The sequence below is a fragment of the Cellulomonas iranensis NBRC 101100 = JCM 18110 genome (assembly GCF_001552375.1).
In the GTDB taxonomy this organism is placed as follows: Bacteria; Actinomycetota; Actinomycetes; order Actinomycetales; family Cellulomonadaceae; genus Cellulomonas; species Cellulomonas iranensis.
In genome coordinates, this window is sequence record NZ_BCRB01000092.1 from 1 (window position 1) to 13,955 (window position 13,955).

Genomic DNA, 13,955 nt, shown 5'->3' on the forward strand with positions numbered 1-13,955 from the left:
CGCGCCCGCACCGCGACGCCGCGTGCGCGGACCGCGCCGCCCGCCAGGTCGGGCGCGGGGCGGGTGCCCGTGGGCGGGACGGGGACCTCGAGGACCGCGAACGCCCGGTCCGCGGCGGCCACGCCGTCGGTCGACGCGTGGAACTGCGCACCGACCTGGCGCAGCGGGTTGAACACCTCGGGGGCGAGCACGAGCACCGCGAGGCCCGTCACCAGGTCCATCTGCCCGTAGACCAGGCGCATGCCGATCGCGACGGCGACGAGCGCGACGCACAGCGTCGTCAGCAGCTCCAGGACCATGCCGGACAGGAACGCGACGCGCAGCGTGCCCATGGTCGCGCGCCGGTGCGCGTCGCCCAGGTCCCGCACGCGCGCCACCGGCCCGCGCTCGCGGCCGAACGCGCGCAGCGTCGTCAGGCCCGCGAGCAGGTCGAGCACCTGCGCGCCCAGCCGCTGCATGGTCGCCAGGCCGCGCTCGGAGCGGCCCTGCGTCATGACGCCCACGAGCCACATGAACACCGGCACGAGGGGGATCGTGCCGGCGATGATCGCCGCCGAGACCCAGTCGAGGCCCAGCACCACGAGCAGCGTCGCCGGGGTCAGCGTCGCGGCGAGCACGAGCTGCGGCAGGTACCTCACGAAGTAGGGCTCGAGCGCGTCGAGCCCGCGCGTCGCGAGCGTCACGAGGCTCGCGCCGTCGGCCGGCGCGGCTCGGCGCGGCCCCACCGTGGCCGCGTGCGCGACGACGCGCTCGCGCAGCTCGGCGACGGCGCGCGTCGCGGCGCGGTGCGCGTACCGCTCCTGCACCCCGGCCACGAGCGCGCGCACCGCGACGACCCCCGCGAGGCCGCCGACGAGCGGCAGCACGCGGGGGAGCGTCGCGCCGTCGGCGACGGCCGAGCCGAGCGCGTGCGCGAGCAGCAGGGCCTGCGCGACGACGAGCGCGCCGGTGACGACGCCGAGCGCGACCGTCAGCGCGAGGTACCCGCGCGCCGCGCGTGCGTACCGCAGCAGCCGGGGGTCGAGAGGCTTCACGCGGTCCAGGAGATCACGAGCGGGCGCACGGGCGGCGTCACGCGCGGGTCTTCGGCAGGACCTTGTCGAACGTGAGCCCGATCGAGTCCGGGATGTGCTCGACGGTCAAGCGCTTGCGGAACACCCAGTACGTCCAGCCCTGGTAGAGCAGCACGAGCGGGGTGAGGATCACCGCGACCCACGTCATGACCGTGAGCGTGTAGTCCGTGGACGACGCGTTGTCGACGGTGAGCGAGTTCGCCGCGTCGAACGCGGGCATGACGTCGGGGAACATCGAGCCGAAGATCAGCACGACGGCCGCGACGATCGCGACGGCCGAGGCCGTGAACGCGATGCCCTCGCGGCGCACGCGGGTGGCACCCACGACCAGCACGAGCGCGACGGCGGCGACCGCGACGGCCGCCCACGTCCAGGGCTTGCCGCTGAACTCCAGCTGCGCCCACACGGCCCACACGCCCGCCAGGACGAGCGTCACGACCGAGCTGCGCGCCGCGAACGCGCCGGCCCGCTCGCGCACGTCCCCGTCGGTCTTCATCGCCAGGAAGATCGCGCCGTGCGTGAGGAAGATCGTCAGCGTCACGAGGCCGCCGAGCAGCGCGAACGGCGACAGCAGCGCGAGGAACCCGCCGACGTACTGGTGGTTCGCGTCGAGCTCGACGCCGCGCACGAGGTTCGCGAACGCCACGCCCCACAGCAGGGCCGGCACGAACGAGCCGAAGATCAGCGCGCGGTCGGCCCAGGCCCGCCACACGGGCGAGTCGATCTTGCCGCGCCACTCGAACGCGACGACACGCACGATCAGGGCGACGAGGATGATGAACAGCGGGATGTAGAAGCCCGAGAACAGCGTCGCGTACCACTCGGGGAACGCCGCGAAGGTCGCGCCGCCCGCCGTGAGGAGCCACACCTCGTTGCCGTCCCACACGGGTCCGACGGTGTTGATCATGAGGCGGCGCTCCTTCTCGCGCCGCGCCTTGTCGCCCTTCGGCAGGATCGCCAGCAGCATGCCGACGCCGAAGTCGAAGCCCTCGAGGACGAGGTAGCCGGTCCACAGGACGGCGATGAGGAGAAACCAGACGGTCGACAGGTCCATGGTGGCCGCTCTCCTCAGTACGCGAAGGACAGGGGACGGTCGGTGCCGTCCGCGTCGGGGGCGTTGTCGGGGTTGTCAGGGCTGGGGTCGTGCTCGGTGTCGGCGACGCCCTCGACGGCGTAGCGCTTCATGAGCCGGAACCACACGACGGCGAGCACGCCGTACAGCAGCGTGAAGCCGATCATCGAGAACCAGACCATGCCGGGGGAGACGACCTCGCTGACGCCGCGGGCGGTCAGCAGCCACACGCCGTCGACGCCCGAGCTGTTCGGGTTCGGCGCGACGACCCACGGCTGGCGGCCCATCTCGGTGAAGATCCAGCCGAACGCCGACGCGAGGAACGGCGTGGCGATCGCCGCGATGCCGAGCCGGCCGAACCACGGCTTGCCGGTGACCGAGCCCTTGCGGCGCAGCAGCCACAGGGCGGCGAGCGACAGCGCGGCCGAGCCGACGCCGAAGCCGATCATGAGCCGGAACGACCAGTACGTGACGGCGAGGTTGGGGTAGAAGCGCGTGTCGGCGGGGTCGAACGTCGCCTCGACGCCGTTGTCCTGCTCCCACTGCGTGACCCACTGCGTGTAGTGCTCCTGCAGCTCGTCGACGCCGCGGATGCGGGCGTTGAAGTCGCCGGTCGCGAGGAACGACGTGAACCCGGGCAGCTCGATGAGGTGCTTGACGCCGTCGCAGTCGTTGGTGAGGTCGCCGATCGCGAGGATCGAGAACGCCGCGCCGTCCTGCGTCTCGCACAGGCCCTCCGCGGCGGCCATCTTGGCGGGCTGCTGGTCGAACATGAGCTTGGCCTGCCAGTCGCCGGTCAGCGCGACGCCGGCGCCCGAGACGAGCATCGTCACGAGGCCCAGGATGACGGCGGGGCGGTAGACGTCGCGCGCCTTGGCGGTGTCGCCGCGGCGCACCAGCCGGACCATCCACCAGGCGGCGATGCCCGCGACGAACGTGCCGGCCGTGAGGAACGCGGCCGCGATCGTGTGCGGGAAGGCCGCGAGCACGGTCGGGTTGGTGAGGACCGCCACGATGTCGGTCATCTCGGCGCGGCCGGTCTCGAAGTTGTAGGTCGTGCCCACGGGGTGCTGCATCCACGAGTTCGCCGCGAGGATGAAGAACGCGGACAGGTTCGTCGCGATCGCGACGGCCCAGATGCACGCGAGGTGGATCTTCTTGGGCAGGCGGTCCCAGCCGAAGATCCACAGGCCCAGGAACGTCGACTCGACGAAGAACGCGGCGAGCGCCTCCATCGCGAGCGGCGCGCCGAACACGTCGCCGACGAACCGCGAGTACTCGGACCAGTTCATGCCGAACTGGAACTCCTGGACGATGCCCGTGGCGACGCCGATCGCGAAGTTGATCAGCAGGAGCTTGCCGAAGAACTTGGTCAGCCGCAGCCACCGCTCGTTGCCCGTGCGGACCCACGCGGTCTGCATGATCGCGACGAGCGGGGAGAGCCCGATCGTCAGCGGGACGAAGATGAAGTGGTAGACGGTCGTGATGCCGAACTGCCACCGTGCCAGGTCGAGGACGTCCACGCGGTTCTCCGTGCTGGTGCGAGGCGGGCGGGCTGACGGGGGTCGGACGGGTCGCGGTGGGGGCCGCGACGGTGCGCACGCCGGGTGCGAGTCCTGCCCCTCGAACCGTAGGCCGGGAGGCCCCGGAGCGACAGGACCAACGTCCCGGGTGCTGACGTCTCGTCGTGAACCTCGCCACGTGTCGGCGGGGCTGTCGCGGCCGTCTGTGCGATACTGACCACAGGTCCTGACGCCCACACCGTCGGGGCCGACGAGCTCGCCGTCACGTGATCGTGCAGGCCAGCCGCCGCCCCGCCCTCGGCGGGCTCCCCCGGGAGCCCCGAGACGGCCCGGCAGGCGATGGCGCCGAACGCCGCGGCGGGCCCGACCGACGACTTCCGTCGCCGCACCGGGCAGCCGGACGTGAGCGACGACCGACCGCCCGGGGGCGTACGACGTGTGGACGGGGCCCCGGGGTACCCAGGAGCACCCCGCTTGTCTCCCGCGAACACCCCCGAGAACACCACCGACGCCTCCGAGGCCACGCAGAAGGCGCCCGCGAAGCGCCGCCGGCGGGTCGTGCGGGACGTCGTGACACCCCCCGAGGCGTCCGCCGCGCCGCCCGTCGCCGACGACGCGCCGGCCACCGATGCGCGGTCGGCGGCGACGCCCGCCGAGGCTCCCGTCGTCGAGCCGCCCGTCGCCGAGGAGCCGCCGGTCGCGGTCGAGGCGGCCGAGAAGCCCGCCGCGCGCGCCCGGCGCTCGCGCCGCGTGACCCGCACCGTCGTCCTGGACGACGCCACGCCCGTCGCGCCGCCGGCCGAGCCCGAGCCGGCCGCGGTCGAGCCCGCGGCCGACGAGACCGACGAGGACGTGCCGGCGGACGAGGTCGTCGACCCCGCACCCGCCGACGAGGCCGAGGCGCCCGCGGACGAGCCCGAGGCCTCGGGTGTCGCCGAGTCCGTGGCCGAGGACGCCGAGGAGCGCGCGCCGCGCCGGCGTCGTCCGAGCCGTCGTGGCGGCCGGTCCGCGCGCACCGCGAAGGACGCCGACGAGGCCACCGCCGACGCGCCGCAGGAGGACGCCCCGGCCGCCGCCGAGCCCGTCGCCCCCGCGGACCGGGGCGCGCTCGACGTGCTCGCCGAGCTCGGTGCGGTCCGTCCTGCCGGACGTGCCGCGCAGCCCGCGTCCGACGGCACGGCCGAGCGCAGCGCCGGACGCGGAGCCGAGCGTGGCGCCGACCGCACCGCGGAGGAGGCGCCCGCGCGCGCCCGCCTCGCGACCACCGCCCTCCTCTTCCAGGCGCCCGACCCCGCCGTCCGCCCCCGGCGTCGGCGCGCGCAGGCGTCCACCGGCTCGCCCGAGGAGATCTCGGAGGCCGCGCGCAGCGACGAGGAGACCGCCGTCGAGACGGTCGAGGAGGTCGTCGTCGACGACGCGCCGGTCGCCGAGGAGGCCGCGCCGCGCGCGCGCCGTCGTCGCGGCCGGGGTCGCAAGGCGTCCGCGGACGACGCGACCGCGGACGACGCGACCGAGGACACGCAGGACGAGACCGAGGACGCGGCCGACGGCGCCGCCGAGGCGGCCGAGACCGCCGACACCGCCGACGACGAGTCCGGCGACGAGGACGGCGGCCCGCGCCGTCGTCGGCGGCGGGGCGGCCGCGGCCGTCGCGGCCGTGCCGAGCAGGCGGGCGACGACAGCGCCGAGGACGCCCCCGACGCGGGCGACGAGGACGAGGACGCCGAGCAGGAGCCCGAGCAGGACGCCGGCGACGACGAGTCGACGGGCGGCTCGAGCCGACGCCGTCGACGCCGCCGCCGTGGCGCCCGCGCCGAGGGCGGCGACGAGCCGCGCCGCCGCTCGGGCGGCGACGAGGTCACCGCGCTGCGCGGGTCGACGCGCCTGGAGGCCAAGCGCCAGCGCCGCCGCGAGGGACGCGACGCCGGCCGCCGGCGCCAGATCATCACCGAGGCGGAGTTCCTCGCGCGCCGCGAGTCGGTCGAGCGGTCGATGGTCGTGCGCGAGCGCGACGGCCGCACGCAGATCGCGGTGCTCGAGGACGGCGTGCTCGTCGAGCACTACGTGTCGCACCAGGCGCAGGCCTCGATGGTCGGCAACGTCTACCTGGGCCGCGTCCAGAACGTGCTGCCGTCCATGGAGGCCGCGTTCGTCGACGTCGGCAAGGGCCGCAACGCCGTGCTGTACGCCGGCGAGGTCAACTGGGACGCGGCCGGTCTCGAGGGGCAGCCGCGCCGCATCGAGCAGGCCCTCAAGTCGGGCGACTCGGTGCTCGTCCAGGTCACCAAGGACCCCATCGGGCACAAGGGTGCGCGCCTGACCAGCCAGGTCACGCTGGCCGGCCGGTACCTCGTGTACGTGCCGGGCGGCGGCATGACCGGCATCAGCCGCAAGCTCCCCGACACCGAGCGCTCGCGCCTCAAGAAGATCCTGCGCGACGTGGTGCCGGACTCCGCGGGCGTCATCGTGCGCACCGCCGCGGAGGGTGCGAGCGAGGACGAGCTGCGCGCCGACGTCGTGCGCCTGCAGGGCCAGTGGGAGGCGATCGAGCGCAAGACGAAGACCGCCAACGCGCCCGCGCTGCTGCAGGGCGAGCCCGACATGGCGATCCGCGTGGTCCGCGACATCTTCAACGACGACTTCTCCTCGCTCGTGGTCCAGGGCGACGACGCGTGGACGACCATCTCGACGTACGTCGGCGAGCTCGCGCCCGACCTCGCCGCCCGCGTCGAGAAGTGGACCGGTACGCAGGACCTGTTCAGCGTGCACCGCATCGACGAGCAGCTGGCCAAGGGCATGGACCGCAAGGTCTGGCTCCCGTCGGGCGGCTCGCTCGTGATCGACCGCACCGAGGCCATGACCGTCGTCGACGTCAACACCGGCAAGTTCACGGGCGCCGGCGGCACGCTCGAGGAGACGGTGACGCGCAACAACCTCGAGGCGGCCGAGGAGATCGTGCGCCAGCTCCGGCTGCGCGACATCGGCGGCATCATCGTCATCGACTTCATCGACATGGTGCTCGAGTCCAACCGCGACCTCGTGCTGCGTCGCCTCGTCGAGTGCCTGGGGCGCGACCGCACCAAGCACCAGGTCGCCGAGGTGACCTCGCTCGGCCTCGTGCAGATGACGCGCAAGCGGGTCGGCCAGGGCCTGGTCGAGGCGTTCAGCGAGACGTGCGAGCACTGCCACGGTCGCGGGTTCGTCGTGCACACCGACCCCGTGTCGAAGAGCTCGCGCCAGGACGCGGGCGCGCAGCCCGCACCCGAGCAGGGCGAGTCGAAGCGCTCGCGCCGCAAGCGGGCCACCGCCGAGCAGGGGAGCGCCGCCGCCCCGGTGGCGGCCGCGGCCGTCCCGGTGCTGCCCGAGGCGCGCGAGGCCGTGAAGGCGACCCTCGCGACGATCGCGGCGGCCGCCGCGCACGCGCACGACCACGACCACGAGCGGCCCGAGGGTGCGGACGCCCCGGAGCAGGGCGGCACGGACGCGGCGGCGCAGGCCGACGCCGCGCCCGAGGCCGCCCCGGCGCCGGCGGCGCCCGTGCTGGACGTCCTCGCGGAGCTCGGTGCGGCGCGCGCGGCGGCTGCGCCGGTCGTCGAGACCGACGCGCCGCTCGAGCTGCACGCGGTCGACCCCGACCTGTTCGCGTCGTTCGAGGACGACGAGCCCGCGCAGGCCGGGGCCGCGCCGGCGGACGGCGAGGGCGACTGACGCCCGGGAGCCACCCGGACCCGTCCGCGCGCGTTTGACCCGGCGCGGACGGGTCCGTACCCTAGAACGTCGGTGCGTCGCGTGCGCGCCGTGGCAGTGCCGGTACCGCACCGGGCTCGCGAGAGCCGGGGCCGCCGGCAGGCACCACGGTCGGGCGCCGCGGACGACCTCGCCGACGCGAACCCCTCGCCCCCGTGGCGGGGTGGTGCGCGGGCCTCGGCGGGTCACGGGCACCGAGTGCAGTACCGATGAGCAGTGACGTGCAGGTCCGACGAGCAGAGATGAGCAGCAACGTGGTGTACGCGATCGTGAAGGCTGGCGGCCGCCAGGAGAAGGTCGCCGTCGGCGACGTCGTCGTCGTCGACCGCCTCGCCGCCGAGGCGGGTTCGTCGGTCCAGCTGCCGGCGCTCCTGCTCGTCGACGGCGAGAAGGTCACCACGGACGCCGCGGCGCTCGCGAAGGTGACGGTCACGGCGGAGGTCGTGCGGGACGAGAAGGGTCCCAAGATCGACATCCTCAAGTACAAGAACAAGACCGGCTACCGCAAGCGCCAGGGTCACCGCCAGAAGCTGACCCGCCTCAAGGTCACCGGCATCAAGTGAGCTCGCGCCGCCTCGGCGGCTGCACCCCGTACTCCGGAACACTGAGAGCAGGTCTGTCATGGCACACAAGAAGGGCGCGAGCTCCTCGCGCAACGGTCGCGACTCCAACGCCCAGCGCCTGGGCGTGAAGCGCTTCGGCGGTCAGGTCGTCAAGGCCGGCGAGATCATCGTCCGCCAGCGCGGCACGCACTTCCACCCCGGTGACAACGTCGGCCGGGGTGGCGACGACACGCTGTTCGCGCTGACCGCCGGTGCGGTCGCGTTCGGCACGCGCCGCGGCCGCAAGGTCGTCGACATCGTGGCGGCCGACGCCTGAGGCGCTGCCTCACCATCGACGTCGGAGGGGCGCACCGGTGCGGTGCGCCCCTTCGTCGTTGCACGACCGAGGCGGGCGCCTGCCCGCACCCTGAAGGACGAGGAGGACACCCGTGGCGACGTTCGTCGACCGAGTCGTGGTGCACGCGACCGGCGGTGACGGCGGGCACGGGTGCGCGTCGATCCACCGCGAGAAGTTCAAGCCCCTGGCGGGCCCCGACGGCGGCAACGGCGGCAACGGCGGGTCGGTGATCCTCGAGGTCGACCCGCAGGTGACCACGCTTCTGCCGTACCACCACCTGCCGCACCGGCGCGCCGCGTCCGGCACGCAGGGCATGGGCGACCACCGCAGCGGGTCGACCGCCGAGGACCTCGTGCTCGGGGTCCCCGACGGCACCGTCGTGAAGTCGTCCGACGGCACCGTGCTGGCCGACCTCGTCGGCGCGGGTGCGCGCTACGTCGTCGCCGCGGGCGGTCGCGGCGGGCTCGGCAACGCGGCGCTCGCCTCGCCGCGCCGCAAGGCGCCCGGGTTCGCGCTGCTCGGCGAGCCCGGCGAGTCCGCCGACGTCGTGCTCGAGCTCAAGACGATCGCGGACGTCGCGCTCGTCGGCTACCCCTCCGCGGGCAAGTCGAGCCTCGTCGCGGCCGTGTCCGCCGCGCGCCCCAAGATCGCCGACTACCCGTTCACGACCCTCGTGCCGAACCTGGGCGTCGTGCAGGCCGGGGACGCGCGGTACACCGTCGCGGACGTGCCGGGTCTGATCCCCGGGGCGTCGCAGGGCAAGGGCCTCGGGCTGGAGTTCCTGCGGCACATCGAGCGCTGCGCCGTCATCGTGCACGTGCTGGACTGCGCGACGCTCGAGCCGGGACGTGACCCGCTCACCGACCTCGACGTCATCGAGGCCGAGCTCGCCGCGTACGCCGAGGACCTCGAGGTCGCCGCGGGCGGCGTACCGCTCACGCAGCGCCCGCGCGTCGTCGTGCTGAACAAGATCGACGTGCCCGAGGCCCGCGAGCTCGCCGACCTCGTGCGCCCCGAGCTGGAGGCGCGCGGCCTGCCGGTGTTCGAGGTGTCGACCGCGAGCCACGAGGGCCTGCGCCCGCTGACGTTCGCGCTCGCCGAGCGCGTCGTGCAGGCGCGTCGCGACGCGCCGCCGCCCGAGGCCACGCGCGTCGTGCTGCGCCCGCGCGCGGTCGACGAGACCGGGTTCACGGTCACGCGGCGCGAGGGCAACGGCCAGGTGTGGTTCGTGGTGCGCGGCGAGAAGCCCGAGCGGTGGGTGCGCCAGACGGACTTCTCCAACGACGAGGCGGTCGGCTACCTCGCCGACCGGCTCGCGCGCGCGGGCGTCGAGGAGCGCCTCTACGCGGCGGGCGCGGTCGCGGGCGACGAGGTGCGCATCGGTCCCGACGAGAACGCCGTCGTCTTCGACTGGGAGCCGACGCTGCTGACGGGCTCCGAGCTGCTGGGTGGCCCCCGTGGCACGGACGCGCGTCTCGACGACCAGTCGCGCCCCACGCGCGGCCAGAAGCGGCGCGAGTACACCGAGCGGATGGACGCCAAGGCCGCCGCGCGCGCCGAGCTGTGGACCGAGCGCGAGAAGGGCGTCTGGACCGACCCCGACGCGTGACGCGGGCGGGCCGCGCGCACGCCGTGCGGCCCGCACCCGTCCGGCGCCGGTCCGCGGCCCGTCCGCGGGGCGGGCGTCGCACGGGCGACGGCGCTCGGCGCGGCATCATGGCCTGCGTGAGTGCCGTCGCCCTCCAGGGCCGAGACCAGCTGCCGCACGCCGGGCGCATCGTCGTCAAGGTCGGGTCGTCGTCCCTGACGACCCCGGACGGTCACCTCGACCCGCAGCGGCTCGCCGCCGTCGTCGACGTGCTCGCGGCACGGCGTGCGGCGGGCACGCAGGTCGTGCTCGTGTCGTCGGGCGCGATCGCGGCGGGCATCGGCCCGCTGGGGCTGCCCGCGCGCCCGCGGGACCTCGCGACGCAGCAGGCCGCCGCGTCGGTGGGGCAGGGCCTGCTCGTCGCCGACTACGAGCGCGCGTTCGCCGCGCACGGCCTCACGGTCGCGCAGGTGCTGCTGACCGCCGAGGACACGTGGCGGCGCGGGCGGTACCGCAACGCGCACCGTGCGCTGACGCGCCTGCTCGACCTCGGCGTCGTGCCGATCATCAACGAGAACGACGCCGTCGCGACCGACGAGATCCGGTTCGGCGACAACGACCGGCTCGCGGCGCTCGTGTCGCACCTCGTGCACGCCGACGTGCTCGCGCTGCTGACCGACGTCGACGCGCTCTACACGGGCCCGCCGTCGCGGCCCGGGTCGCGACGCATCGCCGAGGTGCGCGCGCCCGGCGAGCTCGACGGCGTGGACGTGACGGCCCGCGGCAGCGCGGTCGGCACGGGCGGCATGGTCACCAAGATCGAGTCGGTCGCGATCGCGACGCAGTCGGGGATCCCGGTGGTCCTCACGTCGGCCGCGCAGGCGGCTGCCGCGTTCGCGGGGGAGGACGTCGGCACGTGGTTCGCCGCGACGGGCCGGCGGCGCTCGATCCGGCTGCTGTGGCTCGCGCACGCGGCGCGCACGCGCGGGCGGCTCGTGCTCGACGACGGTGCGGTGCGTGCGGTCGTCGAGCGGCGCACGTCGCTGCTGCCCGCGGGCGTGACGGCCGTCGAGGGCGCGTTCGAGGCCGGTGATCCCGTCGAGCTCGTGGACGCCGCGGGCGGCGTCGTCGCGCGCGGCCTGGTGGCCTACGGCTCGGACGAGGTGCCCCAGCTGCTGGGGCACAGCACGGGCGACCTGCGCGACACGCTCGGACCGGGCTACGACCGTGAGCTCGTGCACCGCGACGACCTGGTGCTGGTGCGTCGGCGGCGGTGAGGTGCCGCGGTCGGGCGCGCGTGACGGGCCCGGCGTCGTGCCGTCCGCGCGCCGCGCGGGGCCGGTCTGCGAGGCGGGCGCTCGGCACGCACGCGCCCGTGCGCGACTAGCCTGGGCGCATGACCACGTCCCTGGAGCAGTCGACGCCCGCGCTCGCGCAGGACGACCCCGAGGTCGCCGTCCTCGAGGTCGCGCGCCGTGCCCGCGAGGCGTCGCGCGCGCTCGCGACCGCGACACGCGCGACGAAGGACGCCGCGCTGCGTGCGCTCGCGGACGCGCTGGTCGCGGCGACCGACCGCGTGCTGGCCGCGAACGCCGAGGACGTCGCCCGCGGACGCGCCGGGGGGATGTCCGAGGGCCTGCTCGACCGCCTCGCGCTGACCCCGGAGCGGGTCGTCGCGATCGCCGACGCGCTGCGCGAGCTCGCGGCGCTGCCCGACCCGGTGGGCGAGGTCGTGCGCGGCTCGACGCTGCCGAACGGCCTGCGGCTGCGTCAGGTGCGCGTGCCCATGGGCGTCGTCGGCATGATCTACGAGGCGCGGCCCAACGTGACCGTGGACGCGGCGGGCCTCGCGCTCAAGAGCGGGAACGCGGTCGTGCTGCGCGGCGGGTCGGCCGCCGCGAGCAGCAACGCGACGATCGTCGAGGTCCTCGCCGAGGCGCTCGCCGCGCAGGGACTGCCGCGCGACCTCGTCCAGTCGGTCGACGCCTGGGGGCGTCCCGGCGGCGTCGCCCTCATGCACGCGCGCGGCCTGGTCGACGTGCTCGTGCCGCGCGGCGGTGCCGACCTCATCGCGACGGTCGTGCGCGAGGCGACCGTGCCGGTCATCGAGACCGGCGTCGGCAACTGCCACCTCTACGTCGACGCGAGCGCCGACCTCGATGACGCGCTGCCTATCCTGCTCAACGCCAAGACGCAGCGCGTCGGGGTGTGCAACGCGGTCGAGACGCTGCTCGTGCACCGCGACGTCGCCGACGCGTTCCTGCCGTCCGCGCTGGCCGCGCTCGGCCAGGCCGGGGTCACGGTGCACGGCGACGCCGCGACGCTCGCGCACGCGCCGCAGGGCGTGGCGACCGTGCCGGCGACCGAGGCCGACTGGGGCACCGAGTACCTGTCGCTCGACCTCGCGGTGCGGGTCGTCGACGACCTCGACGCCGCGATCGACCACGTCCGGCGCTGGTCCACGGGGCACACCGAGGCGATCCTCACGCGGGACCTGCGGGCCTCCGAGCGGTTCGTCGCGGAGGTCGACGCGGCCGCCGTGATCGTCAACGCCTCGACGCGCTTCACCGACGGCGGCCAGTTCGGGCTGGGCGCCGAGATCGGCATCTCGACGCAGAAGCTGCACGCCCGCGGCCCGATGGGGCTGGCGGAGCTCACGACGACCAAGTGGGTCGTGCACGGCGACGGGCACGTGCGCCCCTGACACCCGTCGCGTGCCCGGTCCGCACGGGCGGGCATGCGACACTGGGTGGCTGCGGCGCCGGGCGGCCTCCGTCCGACGTGCCGCCCCCGCACCACCCCCGTCCCCGCACCACCGACGACCCCCAGGAGGATGCCGTGCAGGCCACCCTGATCGCCGCCGCCGAGGAGACCGCGGCCCACGCGAGCGAGCTGCCGTTCCCGCCCGTCGTGTTCGGCGTCGGCGCCTTCGTGGGGCTCCTCGCGATGCTCCTCGTCACGTACGCCTTCCGGTCCGTCGGGACCCGCCACTGACCGTGCCGGTCTCCGCGGGGGTCCCTGCCCGCCCACGCCTCGGGGTGATGGGCGGCACGTTCGACCCCGTGCACCACGGCCACCTGGTCGCGGCCAGCGAGGCCGCCGCCCGGTTCGACCTCGACGAGGTCGTGTTCGTGCCGACGGGCAAGCCGACGTTCAAGCAGCACGTCGACGTCTCGCCGGCCGAGCACCGCTACCTCATGACGGTGATCGCCACGGCGTCGAACCCGCGCTTCACGGTCAGCCGGGTGGACGTCGACCGCACGGGCCTGACGTACACGGTCGACACGCTCCGGGACCTCAAGACCGCGCGCCCGGACGCCGACCTCTTCTTCATCACCGGTGCCGACGCGATCGCGCAGATCCTCACGTGGAAGGATGCTGCCGAGCTCTTCGACATGGCGCGGTTCGTGGCGGTCACCCGCCCCGGGCACACGCTGTCGGTGGACGGCCTGCCCCCGGGGCGGGTCGACGTCCTGGAGGTCCCGGCCCTGGCGATCTCCTCGACCGACGTCCGCGCACGAGCGCGTGCGGGGGAGCCGGTGTGGTACCTCGTCCCCGACGGGGTCGTCCAGTACATCGCCAAGCACAGGTTGTATCGAGGTCCTGATGAGTGAACCCGGAGAGCGTCGCCGCCGTCGAGAGATGGAGCGCGCGGTCGAGGACGCAGGTCCGGGCGCCGGCGCCCCGGCGTCCCCTGTCTCCGGGGGCGGCGCCCCGGCGCCCGGCTCGCGTCGTGCCCTGCGCAGCCGACTGGTGACCCCGCCCGCGGGCACGGACGGCGCCGCACCGTCCGCGTGGTCGGCCGCGCCGGCACCGCAGGCGTCGGCCCCCCGGCCCGGCCCGGTCCCGGCGGGTCCGACGCCGTCGGCCCCCGCGGCGCCCGGTCCCGCGGCGTCGCCCGACGGTGCGCGCTCGCGCCGCTCGTACCGCGACTCGGCGCTCGACCCGACCGCCGCCCCGCGTGCGGCGACGCCTCCCGCGGCGGCACGTCCCGCCGCCCCGACCGCACGCTCGACCGCACCGGTGGCGCCGCGCCCGGCCGCCCCCGCGCC

The 13,955-nt window shown here is 75.1% G+C and carries 11 protein-coding genes; 8 read left to right on the plus strand and 3 right to left on the minus strand.

Annotation, left to right across the window (positions count from 1 at the left end):
* The 3 genes from CS2_RS15445 to CS2_RS15455 all read right to left on the minus strand — a co-directional run.
* Positions 1–1,034 (minus strand): ABC transporter ATP-binding protein/permease (locus tag CS2_RS15445; protein WP_267886492.1); only part of this gene is annotated, 1,034 nt, incomplete at its 3' end.
* 37 nt (positions 1,035–1,071) lie between these two features.
* The gene (gene cydB / locus CS2_RS15450; RefSeq protein ID WP_070320655.1) at positions 1,072–2,127 is read right to left on the minus strand and encodes a cytochrome d ubiquinol oxidase subunit II; all 1,056 of its coding nucleotides are present in this window, start codon (positions 2,125–2,127) and stop codon (positions 1,072–1,074) included.
* 14 nt (positions 2,128–2,141) lie between these two features.
* Positions 2,142–3,668 (minus strand): cytochrome ubiquinol oxidase subunit I, encoded by a 1,527-nt coding sequence (locus CS2_RS15455; protein WP_070320656.1) that lies wholly within the window; start codon positions 3,666–3,668, stop codon positions 2,142–2,144.
* A 474-nt stretch (positions 3,669–4,142) separates the two neighbouring features.
* Between CS2_RS15455 and CS2_RS15460 the strand changes: the two genes are divergently transcribed.
* The 8 genes from CS2_RS15460 (at position 4,143) to nadD (ending at position 13,517) form a co-directional block, all read left to right on the plus strand.
* Entirely contained in the window at positions 4,143–7,376 is a 3,234-nt protein-coding gene (locus CS2_RS15460) for an Rne/Rng family ribonuclease (protein WP_233421216.1), read from the plus strand.
* 293 nt (positions 7,377–7,669) lie between these two features.
* The gene (gene rplU / locus CS2_RS15465) at positions 7,670–7,978 is read left to right on the plus strand and encodes a 50S ribosomal protein L21 (protein ID WP_201775302.1); all 309 of its coding nucleotides are present in this window, start codon (positions 7,670–7,672) and stop codon (positions 7,976–7,978) included.
* 58 nt (positions 7,979–8,036) lie between these two features.
* A complete protein-coding gene (rpmA, locus tag CS2_RS15470; protein WP_046528710.1) occupies positions 8,037–8,294 on the plus strand; it encodes a 50S ribosomal protein L27 in 258 nt (85 codons plus the stop codon).
* A gap of 112 nt (positions 8,295–8,406) precedes the next feature.
* A complete protein-coding gene (obgE, locus tag CS2_RS15475; protein ID WP_070320657.1) occupies positions 8,407–9,924 on the plus strand; it encodes a GTPase ObgE in 1,518 nt (505 codons plus the stop codon).
* Between the two features lie 107 nt (positions 9,925–10,031).
* On the plus strand, positions 10,032–11,180 hold the full coding sequence (gene proB / locus CS2_RS15480; protein ID WP_070320660.1) for a glutamate 5-kinase: 1,149 nt from the start codon (positions 10,032–10,034) through the stop codon (positions 11,178–11,180).
* Between the two features lie 119 nt (positions 11,181–11,299).
* Positions 11,300–12,607, plus strand: coding sequence for a glutamate-5-semialdehyde dehydrogenase (locus tag CS2_RS15485; protein WP_070320658.1), 1,308 nt, complete (start codon positions 11,300–11,302; stop codon positions 12,605–12,607).
* A 134-nt stretch (positions 12,608–12,741) separates the two neighbouring features.
* Positions 12,742–12,897 (plus strand): hypothetical protein, encoded by a 156-nt coding sequence (locus CS2_RS19125; protein WP_163276453.1) that lies wholly within the window; start codon positions 12,742–12,744, stop codon positions 12,895–12,897.
* Between the two features lie 2 nt (positions 12,898–12,899).
* Entirely contained in the window at positions 12,900–13,517 is a 618-nt protein-coding gene (gene nadD / locus CS2_RS15490) for a nicotinate-nucleotide adenylyltransferase (RefSeq protein ID WP_082740286.1), read from the plus strand.
* Positions 13,518–13,955: the final 438 nt, after the last annotated feature.

Excerpts from the sequence above, each read along its gene's own strand:
- rpmA (WP_046528710.1), top strand. The coding sequence starts at position 8,037 with ATGGCACACAAGAAGGGCGCGAGCTCCTCGCGCAACGGTCGCGACTCC.
- proB (WP_070320660.1), top strand. The coding sequence starts at position 10,032 with ATGGCCTGCGTGAGTGCCGTCGCCCTCCAGGGCCGAGACCAGCTGCCG.
- CS2_RS15485 (WP_070320658.1), top strand. The coding sequence starts at position 11,300 with ATGACCACGTCCCTGGAGCAGTCGACGCCCGCGCTCGCGCAGGACGAC.
- cydB (WP_070320655.1), bottom strand. The coding sequence starts at position 2,127 with ATGGACCTGTCGACCGTCTGGTTTCTCCTCATCGCCGTCCTGTGGACC.